Below are 17,205 nucleotides of genomic sequence, written 5' to 3'. Positions count from 1 at the left end.
CAGAGCGGCTGGTCAGACAGAGCGGAGGGTCAGACGAAGCGGCGGGTCAGGCGGAGCGGCGGGCCAGTTCGGCCTCGCCCGCCGCGCGCATCGCCTCGACCGGAACGTCGTCGCGTCCGGTCATCAGGACGACCTGCCGCACCGCCTGGTGCAGCAGCATCTCGAAGCCCCCGACGACGCGTCCGCCCGCCACGGCGACCGCACGCGCCAGCGCGGTCGGCCACGGCGCGTACACCACGTCGAACAGGGCCGCCCCGGACGCGGCGACGGGCTCGGCGAACGCGTCGGCCGCCCGTCCGGGAAGCGTGGAGACGACCAGGTCGGCGGGGAGTGCCCCCTCGACCTCGTCCAGCCGGACGACCTGTGCGGACACGCCGAACCGCGCTCCCACCTCGACCGCCTCGGCCGCCCGTTCCGGGCTGCGCACCGCGACCGAGACCCGCGGCACCCCGAACCGGGACAGCGCGGCCAGCGCGGACGCGGCCGTCGCGCCACCGCCCAGGACGAGCGCCGACGCGACGCCGTCCAGCCCGGCCTCGCGCAGCGCCGTGACGATCCCGTGGACGTCGGTGTTGTCGGCGGCGCGCAGCCCGTCCCGCAGGACGAGCGTGTTCGCGCCGCCGACCTTCGCCGCGAGGTCGGACACCGAATCGGCGAGCGACAGCGCCACCCGCTTCAGCGGCATCGTCAGCGAAAGCCCGCGCCACGAGCCGTCCAGGCCGGCGAGGAACCCCTCCAGGGCGTCCTCGCCGACCTCGAACGCGTCGTAGGACCAGTCGTCCAGGCCCATCTCGGCGTACGCGGCGCGGTGCAGCACCGGGGACAGCGAGTGGGCGACCGGCGACCCCAGGACGGCGGCGCGGGCGGGGCTCACTTGCCCGCCGGGTGCTTGGCCAGCCACTTGTCGAGCTTGGCCTTCATCGTCGTGAACTCCGCCTCCGTCGTCCCGTACTCGGTGTAGCCGGTGGACGGGTTGGTGGTGACGAAGAACACCCAGTCGCCCGCCGCCGGGGCCAGCGCGGCCTTCAGCGCGTCGTCGCTGGGGTTGTCGATCGCGCCGACAGGCAGCGGCTTCACCTTGTAGGAGTTGTAGGGCGAGTTGACCTTCGTGTCATTGATGGTGACGTGGAGGGTCCGCTTGTTCAGCGCGTACAGGACGGTCGTGTCGAGCTGCAGCGGGCGGCCGATCTTGATCCGGTTGTAGAGCACCCGCGCGATCTTCGGGTAGTCCGCCTTGGTGCCGCCCTCCGCCTGCAGGAGGCTGGCGAGGGTGACGACCTGGCCCGGGTCGAGCCCGACGGTCTTGGACTTGTTGACCAGGTCGAGCTCGCGCGCCTGCTGGTTGAACCGCTCGACCATCATCTTGAGGATGTCCTTGGCCGGGGAGTTCGGGTTCAGGTTGTACTGCCCCGGGTAGAGGTAGCCCTCCACCTTGCCCTTGGCGTAGGACGGCAGGCCGAGGCCCTTGCCGTCCTTGGCGGCCGCCTGGAAGTTCCGCACCGGGATGTGGGTCTTCTTCGACAGCTTCTCGTAGACCTCGATGGCGCGCAGGCCCTCCGGCAGCGTGATCATGTTGCCGGCCCGGGCCTTCGGGTCCAGCAGCAGCGCCATCGCCGCCTTGGACGACATCCGCAGCCGCATCTGGTAGTACCCGGGTGGGAGGCTGGAGGCCTTCGGCTCCTTCCCGTACACCTTCAGGAACGCCCGGACGCTCTTCACCACGTCGTGCTGCTGCAGGGTCGCGGCGATCGACGATCCGGAGTCGCCCTCCTTGACCTGGACGATCACGTTGCCCGAACCGGGGCCGGCGTAGTCCGGCGGATGCATCCGGCCGTCGAGCCAGGCGTACCCGAGGACGCCGCCCGTGCCGACGATCGCGACCAGGAACGCCAGCGCGAACATCACCGCCGCGCGTCCCTTGCCCTTGCGGCGGCGCTGCTTCTTGCGGGAGCGCCGCTGGTCGCCGCGGCTGAGCTCGTCGCCCCGGTTCAGCTGGTCGTCGAGGAGGCTTCCGCCCTGACCCTGACCCTGGCCCTGCCCCTGACCCTGGCCCGGCTCCTCGTACTCGTCGTACTCGTCGTCGTAGTACTCGTCCTGGTCGTACTGCGGTTGCTCGTACTGCGGCTGACCGTGCTGCGACTGGGCGTAGTTCTGGCCGGGCTGCTGCCCCGGATGGCCCTGGGCCTGGCCCTGCTGACCGTACTGGTCGTACTGCCCCTGGCCGCCGTACTGCTGCTGCTCGTACTGCTGAGGCTGCTCGTACTGCTGCTGTCCGTACTGCTGGCCGCCGCCCTGTCCCTGTCCCTGGCCGTGCCCCTGCCCCTGGCCGTACTGGGCGCCCTGAGCGTAGGGATCCTGGCCGTACTGGTTCTGGGGGGACTGACCCTGCGGGTACCGGTCCTGGGGGGGCTGGTCCTGGGAGTGCCGGCCTTGGGGGCGCCGATCCTGGGGAGGCTGCTGGCCTTGGGGCTGCCGGCCCTGCTGGCCTTGCCGGCCTTGCTGGCCTTGGGGCTGCTGGCCCTGGGGGCGGGCCCGGCGACCGCGGCCACGGCCTCGGCCTCGGCCGGACCGTTCGTCGTCGTCGTTCTGGGGGTCGGAGAAGAAGTCCATGCCGCTCACCCGCTCCTCCGGACGACGCTCTCGCCCGGTGGACGCCCGGTCAGCCGTTCACCGTCCAGGGCCGCCTGCAGCAGGACCGCCGCGGCGGCCTGGTCGACGACCTTCCGCCGGGCCTGCCCGTGGACTCCGCCCGCGCGTAGACCGCTCTCGGCGGTGACGGTGGTGAGCCGCTCGTCGTACAACCGGACCGCCTCAGGGGATAGACGGCCCGCCAGCATCGCGGCGAACCTCCGGGCGGACGCCGCCGCCGGGCCCTCACGGCCCGACAGCGACGTCGGAAGTCCCACGATGACCTCGATCGCCTCGTTCTCCTCGACCAGCCTCACCAGCCGGTCGACGTCCCCCTTGCCCGCCTTCACGGTCTCCAGGGGAGAGGCGAGGACGCCGCCGGGGTCGCTGCGGGCCACGCCGATCCGGACGCTGCCCACGTCGACTCCGAGTCGGACTCCGATCCTCATGCGGCCCCTACGGCTCGTTCGACGGCGGCCAGCGCTTCGCCGATCTTGCCGGCGTCCGCGCCTCCGCCCTGTGCGAGGTCGTCCTTGCCTCCGCCGCCCCCGCCGAGGGTCTTGGCGGCGAGGCCGACGAGCTGCCCGGCCTTCAGGCCGCGCTCGCGGGCGCCCTCGGTCAGCGCGATCACCACGACCGGACGGTCCTTGGGCGCGCCCGCGACCATCACCACGGCCGGACGGCCCTGGAGGCGGCCGCGCACGTCCACGGCGAGCTTGCGCAGGTCGTCCGCGCCGGTGCCGTCGGGGGCGCGGTGGCCCACGAAGGCGATCCCGTTGACGTCCACGGCCTGCTCGGCGAGACCGGCCGCGGCCTGCAGCACCTGCTGGGCGCGGACCTTCTCCAGCTCCTTCTCGGCGTCGCGCAGCCGGGTGACGATGCCGGAGATCCGCTCGGGCAGTTCCTCCTTGCGCGCCTTCAGCTGCTCGGAGAGCTGGTTGACCAGCACGCTCTCGCGGGCCAGGAAGCGGAACGCGTCGATGCCGACCAGCGCCTCGACCCGGCGGACGCCGGCGCCGATGGACGACTCGCCGAGCACCTTGACCAGGCCGAGCTGCCCGGACCGCGCGACGTGCGTGCCGCCGCACAACTCCCGGGAGTAGTCGCCGATCTCCACGACCCGGACCTCGTCGCCGTACTTCTCGCCGAACAGGGCGAGCGCGCCCATGGCGCGGGCGTCGTCGATCGAGGTGTGGAAGGCCCGGACGTCCAGGTCGTTGACCAGGACCTCGTTGACCTCGTCCTCGACGTCGCGCAGCACGCTGACCGGGACGGCGCCGGAGGCGGTGAAGTCGAACCGGAACCGGCCGGGCGAGTTCTCCGAGCCGGCCTGGGCCGCGGACTCGCCGAGCGCCCGCCGGAATCCGGCGTGCACCATGTGCGTCGCCGAGTGGGAGCGGGAGATCGCGTGCCGCCGCTCGACGTCGACCTCGGCGTAGGCGGTGTCGCCCGTGCGCGCCTCGCCGCCGCGCACGACGCCCCGGTGCACGACCAGGCCCTTCAGCGGCGCCTGGACATCGCGGACCTCGATGGACGCGCCGTTGCCGAGCCGGATCGCGCCGGTGTCGGCGAGCTGGCCGCCGCCCTCGGCGTAGAACGGGGTGCGGTCGAGGACGACCTCGACCTCGGTGCCCTCGCCGGCGGCGGGCACGTTGGCGCCGTTCACCAGCAGGCCGACCAGGCGGGCCTCGCCGATCAGCTGGCCGTAGCCGATGAAGTCGACCTTGCCGCCCGCCTCGGTGAGCAGGGCGTCCAGGACGGAGACGTCCAGGTTGCCGGTCTTCTTCTCGCGCGCGTCCTGCTTGGCGCGGTCGCGCTGCTCCTTCATCAGGCGGCGGAAGCCGTCCTCGTCCACCGACAGGCCCTGCTCGGCGGCCATCTCGAGGGTGAGGTCGATCGGGAAGCCGTAGGTGTCGTGCAGCTTGAACGCCTGGTCGCCGGCGAGCACCTTGGCGCCGGAGCCCTTGGTGTCCGCGACGGCCGTGTCGAAGATCGTCGTGCCGGTGCGCAGCGTGGAGAGGAAGGACTCCTCCTCCGCGTCGATCACCGTGTGGATGTTCGCGGCGGTGCGGATCAGCTCGGGGTACTGCTCGCCCATCGCCTTGATCGCGACGGCGGTCAGCTCGTGCATGAGGCCGGCGTCCTGCGCGCCGAGCAGCCGCAGGTTGCGGATCGAGCGGCGCAGGATGCGGCGCAGCACGTAGCCGCGGCCCTCGTTGCCGGGACGGATGCCGTCGGAGACCATCATCGTGCCGGACCGGACGTGGTCGGCGACGACCCGCAGCGACACGTCCGCGCGGTGCTCGCGTCCGTAGGACGTGTCGGTGAGCTCCGCGGCGCGGTCGAGGACCCGCCGGAGGGTGTCGGTCTCGTAGATGTTCTCGACGCCCTGGAGGACGGCGGCCATCCGCTCGAGGCCCATGCCGGTGTCGATGTTCTTGTGGGCGAGCGGCCCGAGGATCGGGAAGTCGTCCTTGCCCTCGCCCGCGCCGCGCTCGAACTGCATGAACACCAGGTTCCACACTTCGAGGTAGCGGTCCTCGTCGACGACCGGCCCGCCCTCGCGGCCGTACTCCGGGCCGCGGTCGTAGTAGATCTCCGAGCACGGGCCGCACGGCCCGGGGACGCCCATCGACCAGAAGTTGTCCTCCATGCCGCGGCGCTGGATGCGCTCGGTGGGGACGCCGACCTTCTTGTTCCAGATCTCGGCGGCCTCGTCGTCGTCATGGAAGACGGTGACCCAGAGCCTCTCCTCGGGGAACCCGAACCCGCCCTCGCCCTGGGGCTTGGTCAGCAGGTCCCAGGCGAACGGGATCGCCTGCTCCTTGAAGTAGTCCCCGATCGAGAAGTTGCCCAGCATCTGGAAGAACGTGGCGTGCCGGGTGGTCCGGCCGACCTCGTCGATGTCCGGGGTGCGCACGCACTTCTGGGAGCTGGTCATCCGCTGCGACGGCGGCGTCCGCTGGCCGAGCATGTACGGCTTGAACGGGACCATCCCTGCGTTCACCAGCAGGAGGGTCGGGTCCTCGGCGACCAGGCTGGCCGAGGGCACCACCAAGTGCCCGCGCTCTTCGAAGAACTTGAGGAAGCGGCGCGCGACCTCTGCCGACTCCATATCAGTGGCCATCCTTGTCGTTGACGATCGTGTAACGCGCCCTCAGGACCCTGCGCCGGGCGCGGGGCTCCTCGGGTTCGGGGAGGGTCCGGTCGATCCCGACCGCCTCCCGCAACTCCTCTTCGCGCGCGGAGGTCTCCGCCTTCACATCGGCGGCGAAGTCGCGCAGCCTGCGGCCCGCGCCCTGCCCGGCGTTGACGGCCCGGACGGCGACACCCTCGGGCGACCACTCGTGGGCCAGGCGCTCCACGCGCCGCTTGACCCGGTGCGAGGCGTACACGCCCGCACCGGCGCCGACCGTGAGCCAGAACAGCCGCTTCACCGCCGCCTCCCGCCGCGTCCGGGCGTCCCGGACGTTCCGCTGCCGCCGCGCGCGGTGCCCCGCGACGCCTGGGCCGGGAGCTGCGGACGGCTCGGCGGCCGCTCCTCCCCCGCCCGGTTGCCGAGGGCCTTGCGCACCCCGTAGGAGAACGCGGCCGCCTTGACCAGCGGCCCGCCGACGACCGAGGTCATCACGGTGGTGACCGCCGAGACGTTCTGGGTGACCGTGCCGACCTGTTTGGTGATCACATCGGTGCGGCCGAGCTGCTCGTTGGCACGGCGGACGGTGCGGGCCATGTCGTCCATCAGCGGCCCCGCCTGCTCGCCGAGGTCGGCGACCATCTTGGTCGCCTCGCCGATCAGCCGGGCGAGTTTGAGGAGCGTGTAGGCGAGGAAGGAGACCAGCACCGCCCAGAACACGGCCACGATGAGACCTGCTAGCTGTCCACCAGTGAGCATCAGGGCTTTCCGTTCGCTGTGTCGTCTGTACGCGGTTTCGGCCATGGCCGGGCTGGTCTGACAGACCTTACCGTGGTCCGGCCCCGGTGGCGGGCCACCCGTCCAGCCCTCCACCGAAGATCATCTCGGCCCCGCCGGAGCCCGGCCCCAGGCCTGGTTCAGTTCTCCTTCGGACGGGACGTACCACGCAGAACGGCGCGGATTCGCCCCAGAACCTCCGTGAATCGGGCCTCGGCGCCGTGCCGGGTCGGCCGGTAGTACTCGCGCCCGTGCACGTTGTCGGGAGCGTACTGCTGCCGGACGACCCCGCCGGGGTGGTCGTGGGCGTATTTGTACCCCTCACCATGCCCGATCTTCGCCGCGCCCTTGTAGTGCGCGTCACGCAGGTGCCCCGGGACGGGCCCGACGAGCCCCTTGCGGACGTCGCCGATCGCCTCGTCCACGGCCTTGATCACGGCGTTGGACTTGGGCGCGACCGCGAGGTGGATCACGGCCTGGGCGAGGTTGATCCGGGCCTCGGGCAGCCCGACGAACTCGACCGCCTGGGCGGCCGCGACGGCGGTCTGGAGCGCGGTCGGGTCGGCCATGCCGACGTCCTCGCTGGCGTGGACGATCAGCCGCCGGGCGATGAACCGCGGGTCCTCCCCGGCCTCGATCATGCGGGCGAGGTAGTGCAGCGCGGCGTCGGGGTCGCTGCCCCGGATGCTCTTGATGAAGGCGCTGATGACGTCGTAGTGCTGGTCGCCCTCGCGGTCGTAGCGGACGGCGGCCCGGTCGACGGCGCGCTCCAGCACCGCCACGTCGATGGTCCTGCCGGGCTCGGCGACCATCGCGGCCGCCTCCAGGTAGGTGAGGGTGCGGCGGGCGTCGCCGCCGGCGAGCCTGATCAGGTGGTCCTCGGCGGCGGGGGCGAGGGCCGACTCGCCCTTCAGGCCGCGCTCGTCGGCGAGGGCACGGCGGATCACCTCGCGCAGGTCGTCCTCGGCGAGCGGCTCGAGCGTGAGCAGCAGCGACCGGGACAGCAGCGGGCTGATCACCGAGAAGAAGGGGTTCTCGGTGGTCGCGCCGATGAACGAGACCCAGCGGTTCTCCACGGCGGGGAGCAGCGCGTCCTGCTGGGCCTTGTTGAAGCGGTGCACCTCGTCCACGAACAGGACGGTCTGGCGGCCGCTCATGCCGAGCTCGCGGCGGGCCAGGTCGATCTCGGCGCGGACCCGCTTCACCCCGTCGGTGACGGCGGAGATCTCCACGAAGCGGCGGCTGGTGACATGGCTCACCACCGTCGCCAGCGTGGTCTTGCCGGTGCCGGGCGGGCCCCAGAGCACCAGCGACATGGGGGCGTCCCGCTCCACGAGCTGCCGGATCGGGGTGCCGGGGCCCAGCAGGTGCTGCTGGCCGACCACCTCGTCCAGACCGCGCGGGCGCATCCGCACCGCGAGCGGTTGGTGGGCGCCGACGGCCACCGGGTTCGCGCCGTTCCCCGGCAGGGGTTCAGGCCCCCGCTGAGGCTCCGGCTCGGCGGCGGTCGGGTCGTCGAAGAGGCCCTCCGGCTCCCCTGCTCCCAGGCTGCTCGTCACCTTCCGACACTATCTCGGTTCGGTGACAAGTCTGGTTGATCGGGAACGCGTGGATCGTGAGCGGCGTTGGTCCGTCCCGGAGGTGAACCGAACCAGGTGACCGGAACGGCGGTCCGGGCCGCGCGGCAGCGCGCGTCCAGGAGCCTCGAGGGCACACCACAGCGACGCCACGGGCTGGCGGGGCTGCTCGTGGTGCTCTTCGCCGTCGCCGGGCTCATGTTCAGCTACGGGCTCGAGCACGCCCCGCCGCCGGACCTCTGTCACCCGCACGACCACGTCACCTGGCTCGTCCCGGGCTCCGACGGTGCCCACCACCGGCCCGCCCTGACCGCAGGCGGGCCGCCGTTCTCGGAGTTCTCCTCGCACGACCGGACGCCGCACAGCCCCGTCGACACCTGCCTGTGCCTGGCCGTCCTGCTGGGCATCATGCTGCTCGCGCTGGCGACGCGTGCGGGACGGTGGCGGCTGCTGCTCCCGGCCCGCACAGGCTGGCGGTCGGCCGACCCGGCCCGTCCGTCCCCCGCGCCCCTCTCCCTGGCCTCCCTGCAGGTCCTCCGGCTGTAGAGGCCCCTTGGCCGCGCCCCCCGCGGCCTCGCCTCGACATCCCTGAGCACGGCCATCCGAGAGGACCTCTACAGCCATGTCCAAGAACGCGCGCTCGAACGCGCCCAAGAACACCCCGAACAAGGGCAAGCCCGCCGCCGGGAAGTCCGCGACCGGCAAGCCCTCCACCGGGAAGTCCCCCGCCGGGAAGCCCTCCGCCGGAAAGTCTGCCGCCGGGAAGTCCGCGCCGCGCAAGAACGCCCTGACGGAGCGGCAGACGCCGTGGGGCACGATCGCCTTCTTCACCGTGATCGGGCTGGTCGTGGCCGTCGCGATCGGCTTCGCGTTCAACCAGAACCGCTCGTCCGCCGCGGGAGCCAAGATCGAGGGCCTGGTCAGCAAGGAGGAGAAGAACCGCGACCACGTGAAGACCCCGGTCAAGTACGACACGAACCCGCCGATCGGCGGGGCGCACGACCCGCTCTGGCAGAACTGCGGGGTCTACACCAGCGCGCTCCGCAACGAGAACGCCGTCCACTCGCTCGAGCACGGCGCGGTGTGGATCACCTACCGGCCCGACCTGCCGCAGGACCAGGTGGTCAAGCTGTCGGCGAAGGTCGGCGCGACCGCCTACACCCTGCTCAGCCCCTACCCGGGTCTGGACGCCCCGGTCGTCCTGAGCGCGTGGGGCAAGCAGCTCAAGGTCCAGAGCGCCAACGACGAGCGGGTGGACGAGTTCCTGCGCGCGTTCGTGCAGGGCCCGCAGACGCAGGAGCCGGGCGCGGCCTGCTCCGGCGGCAAGGCCACCGCGTGACCGCCGTGTCCGAGGCCGAACCCGCGGCCGCCGTCCCCGGGCCTCCGCGCGGACGGCGGACGATCATCGTCCTCGTGGTGGCCGTCCTGGTGGTCGCCGCCGCCCTGACCGTCTGGACGCAGCGGTCGGACAAGCCCGCCTCCGAAGGCCCGGAAGCCGGGTTCGCGCGGGACATGAGCGTCCACCACGCGCAGGCCGTCGAGATGTCGTTCATCGTGCGCGACCGGACGCAGGACAAGCCCGTCCGGCTGCTCGCCTACGACATCATCAACACCCAGCGGGCCCAGATCGGCATGATGACGGCCTGGCTGGACGGCTGGGGCCTGCCGAAGACCGATCCGGCCGGGCCGATGCGCTGGATGGGCCACGGCGGGCACGGCGGGACGTCCCTCCCGGCGGGCGGCTCCATGCCCGGCATGGCCACGCCCGCGCAGCTCGCCGAGCTGGGGAAGGCACCCGGGCGGCAGGCCGAGACGCTGTACCTGCGGCTGATGATCGCCCACCACCGGGCCGGCGTCGCGATGGCCGAGGCCGTCCTCGGCCGGACCGGGAACGCCCAGGTCACCCGGCTCGCCCGGACGATGGTCGAAGGGCAGCAGGCGGAGATCACCCTGATGGAGGGGATGCTCACCGAGCGCGGCGCTCCCCCAGTGTGATCCACGGCGTGATCCACGGCGTGCGGGGCCGTCCGGCGGCGGCCTGACGGGCCGGGGCCGGTCCACGCGGACCGGCCCCGGCGGACCGCTTGACAGCGCCCGCCGATCGCGGGTGACTGGGCGGCATGACGTCCAGCGGAGCGAGCGGAAGCACAGGCGGCGGACAGGCCGGACGGAGCGGCGCAGGCGCCCTCCCCAGCGGTCCCGAGCTCCCCGGCGCCCGCGGACTCCCCCGCGGCGACGAGCTCCTCAGCGGCTACGAGCGGGCCCTGGACCTGTTCGAGGGCGTCGTCGCCGCGGTCCCGCCGGACGGCTGGGACGCGCCCACCCCGTGCGCCGGCTGGACGGCCCGCCAGGTCGCCGGGCACGTGACCGGCGGCCAGTACATGATCAGGGCCCTCGCCACCGGCACGCCGCGGGCCGACGTCAACACCGATCCCGAACGGTTCTGCCCGGGCGACGTCCTGCTCGCCTGGCGCGGCGCCCGCAAGGAGTGCACGACGGCGCTGTCGGACGAGGCGCTCGCCCGGCCCGTCCCGCTGGGCGGGCTCGGCGAGGTGCCGCTCGGCGACTTCCTCGCCGGGTACATCCTGGAGCCGCTCGTCCACGCCTGGGACCTCGCGGTCGCCACCGGACGGCCGTTCCGGCTGGACCCGGACCTGGTGCACCACGCCTTCGCCACCGCGCGGGTGATCGCCGCGCCGATGCGCGCCGAAGGCCATCTGGGCGCGCCGCTCACCGCCCCGCCCGGGGCCGACGAGCAGACCCGGCTGCTGTCCTTCCTAGGCCGCGCCCCGGCCGGGCACCGGGCCGGAACCTGACCGCCGCGGCGAACGCGGGCGAACCCCGGACATGAGTGAGCCCGGCGGCCCCCGAGGGCCACCGGGCTCAGCTCCTGCGACGTCGGATCAGGAGAACTCGGCGAGGGTGCGCTCGGCCTCCGAGAGCCAGGCGCGGCGGGCCTCCAGGGACTCCTCGGCGTCCCGGACGTCCTTGTCGCGGCCCGACGCGCGGGCCTTCTCCATGCGCTTCTCCAGCTGCTCGATCGAGGACCGAAGCTGGTTCACGGTCGCCTCGGCGCGGGCGCGCGCCTCGGGGTTGGTGCGCCGCCACTCCGACTCCTCGGCCGTCCGGACGGTCTCCTCGACCTTCCGGAGCCGGCCCTCGAGCCGGTCCCGCATCTCGCGCGGGACCATGCCGGCGGCCTCCCAGCGCTCCTGGATGCCGCGCAGCGCCTGCCGGGCCGCCCGCACGTCGGAGACCGGGAGCAGCTTCTCCGCGTCGACGAGGATGCGCTCCTTCTCCTCGGCGTTCCCCTGGAACTCGGCGTCGCGCTCGGCGAACACCGCGCTGCGTGCCTGGAAGAAGACGTCCTGCGCGCCCTTGAAGCGGCCCCACAGCTCGTCCTCGACCTCCCGGGAGGCGCGTCCGGCGAGCTTCCAGCGGCGCATCAGGTCGCGGTAGGCGGCGGCCGTGTCGCCCCAGTCGGTCGAGCCGGACAGGGCCTCGGCCTCGGCGACCAGCCGCTCCTTCTCGCGCCGGGCGCCATCGCGCTGGTCGTCCAGCGTGGCGAAGTACGCCTTGCGACGCTTGGTGAAGGCGTTGCGGGCGGTCGACAGCCGCTTCCACAGCGAGGTCTCGGTGGGACGGTCGACGCGCTCGGCGCCCTTCCACTCCTCGACCAGCTGGCGAAGCCGCTCGCCGCCGTTCTTCCAGTGCGTCTCCTCGGCCGCGATCCGCTCGGCCTCGGCGACGATGCGCTCCTTGACCTCGCGGGCCTCGGACCGCGCGTGCTCGCGCTGGGCCTTGACCTCCTCGCGGCGCTTGCCGACCAGCCCGTCCAGGCCGTCGAGCCTGCGCGCCAGAGCGTCCAGGTCGCCGACGGCGTGCGCCTCGGTGACCTGCTCGCGCAGCTTGGCGATGCTCTGCTGCGCCTGCTGGGGCTGCAGGTCGGTGGTCCGGACCCGCTGCTCCAGGAGGCCGATCTCGGTGACGAGAGCGTCGTACTTGCGCCGGTAGTAGCCGAGGGCCTCATCCGGGGCCCCGGCCTGCCAGGACCCGACGACGCGTTCGCCGTCAGCGGTACGCACGTAGACCGTGCCGTCCTCGTCCACCCGGCCCCAGGGATCGGTCGCGCTGGACACCCTTGCCTCCTGAATCGCGGGTCCGATCGTGTGCGCGCCGGAATGCGCGGTCGTGTCCACACTCATCGGACCCTCCACACCTTAGTATCCCGATCCCCTATTTCCCGGCGATCGCGACGTCCTCGATCGTGACCTTCTTCTTGGGCTCGCCCGTGCCGTCGCCTCCCGCCTTGGCGATGCCGGCCTTGGCGACCTTCGACAGCACGTCCATACCCGAGGTGATCTTGCCGAACACCGTGTAGTCGGGCGAGAGCTGCGAGTCCCCGTACACGAGGAAGAACTGGCTGCCGTTGGTGTCCGGGCCCGCGTTCGCCATGGCGAGGGTACCGGCGGTGTACTTGGCGCCCTCGGTGTTCTCGTTGGCGAACTTGTAGCCCGGGCCGCCCGAGCCGGTGCCGGTCGGGTCGCCGCACTGCAGCATCTGCAGGCCGGTTCCCGTGGACAGCCGGTGGCAGTGGCTGCCGTCCCAGAACTTCTTGCTCGCCAGGAACGCGAAGGAGTTGGTCGCGCAGGGCGCCTTGGCCCCGTCCAGCGTCAGGCCGATGTCGCCCTGCGAGGTCTTGATCTTCGCGGACACCGCGCCGGCGTAGGCGGGCTTGGCCGGCGGCTTCGAGCCGTCCTTCAGGCCGCCCTGGTCCTGCGAGCCGTTGTAGGCGCACTCGCCGGGCTTGGCCTTGGACTGGTCGGCCTGGGCCGAGGTCTTGGCGTCGCCCTTCTTCTTGTCGTCCTTGTTCAGGGCGAACGCGGCGGCCGAGCCGCCGCCGATCACGACGACGGCCGCGACGGCCGCGCCGACGATCCGCAGGTTGCGGGCGCGGGCCTGCTCGGCCTCCCGGCGTGCCTGCTGGCGCTCGTAGCGCTGACGCGCGAGCTGCTTCTTGCGGTCCTTCGCCGCCACGTGCCCTGCCCCTCGTGTCGATCATCATGTGATCAGGTGAACGTGCAGCGCATAGTAGCGGTACCGGGACGGTCGTTGGCCCCGGCAGGCCGCGCCGGGCGGACCCCTGGACCCGCCGACACGGCGATCCCGGGATCTCGTTCGCGGGGGGACCGGCCGCGCCGGTACCCTCGTAGGACCGCGTGTGCGGCGGTGACGGGCCGGTTCCGGCCAGATCGCCGGACCGCCGCGCCGTCCGGAAGCGGACGGCGCGCGGGCGCCCCGCGTCCACCGCACACTCAGCGAATTCACAGGAAGGACGGCCGTGCTCGTCGCCGGGTTCCCCGCCGGATCGTTCGCCGCGAACTGCTACGTCGTGGCGCCCGCCGCGGGCGAGGAGTGCGTGATCATCGATCCCGGCCAGGACGCCGCCGCCGGGATCGACGAGATCCTGCGCGAGCACCGGCTGAAGCCGGTCGCGGTGCTCCTCACGCACGGCCACATCGACCACGTCTGGTCGGTGGCGCCGGTCTGCGGCGCCAAGGACGTCCCCGCGTTCGTCCATCCGGACGACCGGGACCTGCTGACCGACCCCGGCAAGGGCCTGTCCCTCGCCGCCGCGCAGCAGTTCCTGGGCGGCCTGACGCTCTCCGAGCCGGACGACGTCCGCGAGCTGTCGGACGGCGCGACCCTGGAGCTGGCCGGGCTGGAGATCACCGTCGACCACGCGCCGGGCCATACCGGCGGGTCGGTGACCTTCCGGACCCCGGCCACGCAGGAGATCCCCGACGTGATGTTCACGGGGGACCTGCTGTTCGCCGGTTCGATCGGACGCACCGACCTGCCGGGCGGCTCCTACGAGGAGATCATGGACAGCCTCTCCCGGGTGTGCCTGAGCATGCCCGACGAGACGGCCGTCCTGCCCGGCCACGGACCCCAGACGACCATCGGCCGTGAGCGCGCGACCAACCCCTTCTTGGCGGATCTGAAGCCCGCCGACGGCCCGCACAAGGGATTCTGACCCACAGACATGAGTTCGAGCTTCCAGGCCCCCAAGGGCATCAGTGAGTACGTGCCGCCCCGAGCGGACCTCTTCTACGCCGTGCGCGAGGCGTTCGCCGAGCGCGCCCGGCTGGCCGGATACGGCTATCTGGAACTGGCGGTGTTCGAGGACACCAACCTGTTCAAGCGCGGTGTCGGCGAGTCCACCGACGTCGTCTCCAAGGAGATGTACACCTTCACCGACCGGGGCAACCGGTCGCTGACGCTGCGTCCGGAGTTCACCGCCGGGGTGCTCCGCGCCGTCCTGGAGCACGGCCTGCACAAGCAGGGCGCGCTGCCGGTCAAGGTGTGGACCAGCGGCCCCGCGTTCCGCGCTGAGCGGCCCCAGCAGGGCCGCTACCGGCAGTTCTACCAGCTCGACCTGGAGGCGATCGGCAGCGAGGACCCGGCCGTCGACGCCGAGGTGATCGCGATCGCGGCGGGCTGGTACCGCTCGCTGGGCCTCACCCAGGTGCGGCTGCTGCTGAACTCGCTCGGCTGCAAGCAGTGCCGTCCGGCCTACCGGAGCCTGCTGCAGGAGTTCCTGCGCGGCCTGGACCTGGACGAGGCGACCCGCGAGCGCATCGAGATCAATCCGCTGCGCGTGCTGGACGACAAGCGCCCGGCCGTCCGCGAGCAGCTCAAGGACGCCCCGCTCATGGCCGACCACCTGTGCGGCGACTGCAAGGCGTACCACGACCGCGTCCGCGAGCTGCTCACCGGCCTCGGCATCGCCTTCGAGGACACCCCGACCCTGGTCCGCGGGCTGGACTACTACACCCGCACCACCTTCGAGTTCGACCACCCCCTGCTCGGCGCCCAGTCCGGCATCGGCGGCGGCGGACGGTACGACGGCCTGTCGGAGGACATCGGCGGCCCCGAGCTGCCCGGCATCGGCTTCGGCCTCGGCCTGGACCGGACGATCCTCGCCCTCGAGGCCGAGGGCGCCGAGTTCACGGCCAAGCCGCGCTGCGAGGTGTTCGGGGTGGCACTGGGCGAGGCGGCCGAGCGGCGCGTGTTCGACCTGGTCGCGGGGCTGCGCGAGGCCGGGATCGCGGCCGACATGGCGTTCGGGGGCAAGAGGCTCAAGGGCGCGATGAAGGACGCGGACCGGTCCGGGGCGCGGTACGCGCTGATCCTCGGCGAGCGGGACATCGCCGAGGGGATCGTCCAGCTCAAGGACCTGACCTCCGGGGAGCAGACTCCCGTCCCGCTCACCGACACCACTTCGACGTTGAAGGAAAGGCTTTCACGATGATCCGCTCGCACGAGGCGGGGACGCTCCGCAGGGAGCACGCCGGGCAGCAGGTGACGCTGGCCGGCTGGGTGGCGCGGCGCCGCGACCACGGTGGTGTCACCTTCATCGACCTGCGGGACGCCTCGGGCACCGCCCAGGTCGTCTTCCGCGAGGAGGACACCGCGCACGACCTGCGGTCGGAGTTCTGCGTCAAGATCACCGGCGAGGTCCGGGTCCGCCCCGCGGGCAACGAGAACCCCGAGCTGCCCACCGGTGAGATCGAGGTCGCCGCGACCGAGATCGAGGTGCTGAGCGAGTCCGCGCCGCTGCCGTTCCCGATCGAGGGCGACGTCAACGTCAACGAGGAGATCCGGCTCAAGTACCGGTACCTCGACCTGCGCCGCGACAGCGTCTCCCGCGACATCCGGGTCCGCTCGCAGGGCTCGTACATCATCAACGACGTCATGCGCGAGCACGGCTTCGTGAACGTCGAGACCCCGACGCTGACCCGGTCCACGCCCGAGGGCGCGCGCGACTTCCTGGTGCCGGTGCGGCTGCGTCCGGGCCACTGGTACGCGCTGCCGCAGTCGCCGCAGCTGTTCAAGCAGCTGCTCATGGTCGGCGGCCTGGAGCGGTACTTCCAGATCGCCCGCTGCTACCGGGACGAGGACTTCCGCGCCGACCGGCAGCCGGAGTTCACCCAGATCGACATCGAGATGTCGTTCGTCGAGCAGTCCGACGTGCTGACCGTCGCCGAGGACCTCGTCCGGCGGCTCTGGCTCGACATCGCCGGGCACGAGATCGGCGAGATCCCCCACATCACCTACGCCGACGCCATGGCCCGCTACGGCTCGGACAAGCCCGACCTGCGGTTCGGCCTCGAGCTGACCGAGATGACCGAGTACTTCGCGAACACCACCTTCCGGGTGTTCCAGGCCCCCTACGTGGGCGCGGTCGTCATGCCCGGCGGCGCGGCCCAGACCCGCAAGGAGCTGGACGGCTGGCAGGACTGGGCGAAGCAGCGCGGCGCGCGCGGCCTCGCCTACGTGCTCGTCCAGGAGGACGGCACGCTCGGCGGCCCGGTCGCCAAGAACCTGTCGGACGAGGAGAAGTCGGGCCTGGCCGCCAAGGTCGGCGCCGAGCCCGGCGACGCGATCTTCTTCGGCGCCGGCAAGCCGCACGCCACCCGCGAGCTGCTCGGCGCGGCGCGCCTGGAGGTCGGCCGCCGCAAGAGCCTGATCGACGAGGACGCCTGGGCGTTCTGCTGGGTCGTGGACGCCCCGGTGTTCGAGTCCGTCGAGGACGACAAGGGCGAGCACATCGGCTGGACGTCGGTGCACCACCCGTTCACCGCGCCGAAGCCCGAGCACGCCGGCCTGGTGCAGACGGACCCGGGCGCGGTGCTCGCGAACGCCTACGACATCGTCTGCAACGGCAACGAGATCGGCGGCGGCTCGATCCGTATCCACCAGGCCGAGATGCAGCAGAAGGTGTTCGACGTCCTCGGCCTGTCCAAGGAGGAGGCCGAGTCGAAGTTCGGCTTCCTGCTGGAGGCGTTCAAGTTCGGCCCGCCGCCGCACGGCGGGATCGCGTTCGGCTGGGACCGCATGGCCATGCTGCTTGCGGGCGAGTCGTCCATCCGCGACGTCATCGCCTTCCCGAAGGCCGCGTCCGGCTACGACCCGCTGACGGCCGCGCCGACGCAGATCACGCCGGAGCAGCGCGCCGAGGCCGGGATCGACTTCGTCCCCGAGGACGAGGACGAGAACGCCGAGGAGAGCGCCAAGGCGTGA

16 protein-coding genes are annotated in these 17,205 nt (G+C 72.2%); 7 read left to right on the top strand and 9 right to left on the bottom strand.

From position 1 onward, the window contains the following. Positions 1-46: 46 nt before the first annotated feature. From AB0L06_RS38200 to AB0L06_RS38170, 7 genes are all read right to left on the bottom strand, one after another. The gene (locus AB0L06_RS38200; RefSeq protein ID WP_500236128.1) at positions 47-874 is read right to left on the bottom strand and encodes a shikimate dehydrogenase; all 828 of its coding nucleotides are present in this window, start codon (positions 872-874) and stop codon (positions 47-49) included. Further along, the gene (gene mltG, locus AB0L06_RS38195; protein ID WP_500236127.1) at positions 871-2,610 is read right to left on the bottom strand and encodes an endolytic transglycosylase MltG; all 1,740 of its coding nucleotides are present in this window, start codon (positions 2,608-2,610) and stop codon (positions 871-873) included. Before mltG ends, AB0L06_RS38200 begins: the two co-directional genes overlap by 4 nt. A 5-nt stretch (positions 2,611-2,615) precedes the next feature. Next, positions 2,616-3,077, bottom strand: a complete 462-nt coding sequence (gene ruvX / locus AB0L06_RS38190; protein ID WP_500236096.1) for a Holliday junction resolvase RuvX — start codon at positions 3,075-3,077, stop codon at positions 2,616-2,618. Further along, the gene (gene alaS / locus AB0L06_RS38185; RefSeq protein ID WP_500236095.1) at positions 3,074-5,743 is read right to left on the bottom strand and encodes an alanine--tRNA ligase; all 2,670 of its coding nucleotides are present in this window, start codon (positions 5,741-5,743) and stop codon (positions 3,074-3,076) included. Before alaS ends, ruvX begins: the two co-directional genes overlap by 4 nt. Position 5,744: 1 nt before the next feature. Next, positions 5,745-6,065, bottom strand: coding sequence for a DUF6167 family protein (locus AB0L06_RS38180; protein ID WP_500236094.1), 321 nt, complete (start codon positions 6,063-6,065; stop codon positions 5,745-5,747). Continuing rightward, a complete protein-coding gene (locus AB0L06_RS38175; RefSeq protein WP_500236093.1) occupies positions 6,062-6,490 on the bottom strand; it encodes a DUF948 domain-containing protein in 429 nt (142 codons plus the stop codon). The genes AB0L06_RS38180 and AB0L06_RS38175 overlap by 4 nt, the downstream gene beginning before the upstream one ends. Positions 6,491-6,681: 191 nt before the next feature. Next, the gene (locus AB0L06_RS38170) at positions 6,682-7,950 is read right to left on the bottom strand and encodes a replication-associated recombination protein A (protein WP_500236126.1); all 1,269 of its coding nucleotides are present in this window, start codon (positions 7,948-7,950) and stop codon (positions 6,682-6,684) included. A 246-nt stretch (positions 7,951-8,196) separates the two neighbouring features. On the opposite strand from AB0L06_RS38170, the gene AB0L06_RS38165 reads away from it, so the two are divergent. The 4 genes from AB0L06_RS38165 (at position 8,197) to AB0L06_RS38150 (ending at position 10,934) form a co-directional block, all read left to right on the top strand. After that, entirely contained in the window at positions 8,197-8,664 is a 468-nt protein-coding gene (locus tag AB0L06_RS38165; protein WP_500236092.1) for a hypothetical protein, read from the top strand. A 76-nt stretch (positions 8,665-8,740) separates the two neighbouring features. Next, on the top strand, positions 8,741-9,457 hold the full coding sequence (locus AB0L06_RS38160) for a thioredoxin-like domain-containing protein (RefSeq protein WP_500236091.1): 717 nt from the start codon (positions 8,741-8,743) through the stop codon (positions 9,455-9,457). Then, positions 9,454-10,113, top strand: coding sequence for a DUF305 domain-containing protein (locus AB0L06_RS38155; RefSeq protein WP_500236090.1), 660 nt, complete (start codon positions 9,454-9,456; stop codon positions 10,111-10,113). Before AB0L06_RS38160 ends, AB0L06_RS38155 begins: the two co-directional genes overlap by 4 nt. Positions 10,114-10,238: 125 nt before the next feature. After that, positions 10,239-10,934, top strand: coding sequence for a TIGR03086 family metal-binding protein (locus AB0L06_RS38150; RefSeq protein ID WP_500236089.1), 696 nt, complete (start codon positions 10,239-10,241; stop codon positions 10,932-10,934). 87 nt (positions 10,935-11,021) lie between these two features. Here the strand turns inward: AB0L06_RS38150 and AB0L06_RS38145 are convergent, their stop codons facing one another. Together AB0L06_RS38145 and AB0L06_RS38140 are read right to left on the bottom strand one after the other, a co-directional pair. Beyond that, positions 11,022-12,323 carry a DUF349 domain-containing protein gene (locus tag AB0L06_RS38145; RefSeq protein WP_500236088.1) on the bottom strand — a complete coding sequence of 434 codons (1,302 nt, stop codon included), beginning with the start codon at positions 12,321-12,323 and terminating at the stop codon, positions 11,022-11,024. 31 nt (positions 12,324-12,354) lie between these two features. Then, complete coding sequence (locus AB0L06_RS38140) at positions 12,355-13,155, bottom strand: peptidylprolyl isomerase (RefSeq protein ID WP_500236087.1); 801 nt, start codon at positions 13,153-13,155, stop codon at positions 12,355-12,357. 304 nt (positions 13,156-13,459) lie between these two features. Between AB0L06_RS38140 and AB0L06_RS38135 the strand changes: the two genes are divergently transcribed. Genes AB0L06_RS38135 through aspS form a run of 3 tightly spaced genes read left to right on the top strand, consistent with a single transcriptional unit; the run spans position 13,460 to position 17,205 of the window. Beyond that, positions 13,460-14,155 carry an MBL fold metallo-hydrolase gene (locus AB0L06_RS38135; RefSeq protein ID WP_500236086.1) on the top strand — a complete coding sequence of 232 codons (696 nt, stop codon included), beginning with the start codon at positions 13,460-13,462 and terminating at the stop codon, positions 14,153-14,155. Between the two features lie 9 nt (positions 14,156-14,164). After that, entirely contained in the window at positions 14,165-15,433 is a 1,269-nt protein-coding gene (hisS, locus tag AB0L06_RS38130) for a histidine--tRNA ligase (RefSeq protein WP_500236085.1), read from the top strand. Further along, a complete protein-coding gene (gene aspS / locus AB0L06_RS38125; protein ID WP_500236084.1) occupies positions 15,430-17,205 on the top strand; it encodes an aspartate--tRNA ligase in 1,776 nt (591 codons plus the stop codon). Before hisS ends, aspS begins: the two co-directional genes overlap by 4 nt.

Origin of the sequence: Spirillospora sp. NPDC052269 (assembly GCF_040679435.1) — a bacterium.
Taxonomy (GTDB): domain Bacteria; phylum Actinomycetota; class Actinomycetes; order Streptosporangiales; family Streptosporangiaceae; genus Spirillospora.
Note: the sequence above shows the minus strand (reverse complement) of the source record. Positions and strands in the feature narration are given on the sequence as shown.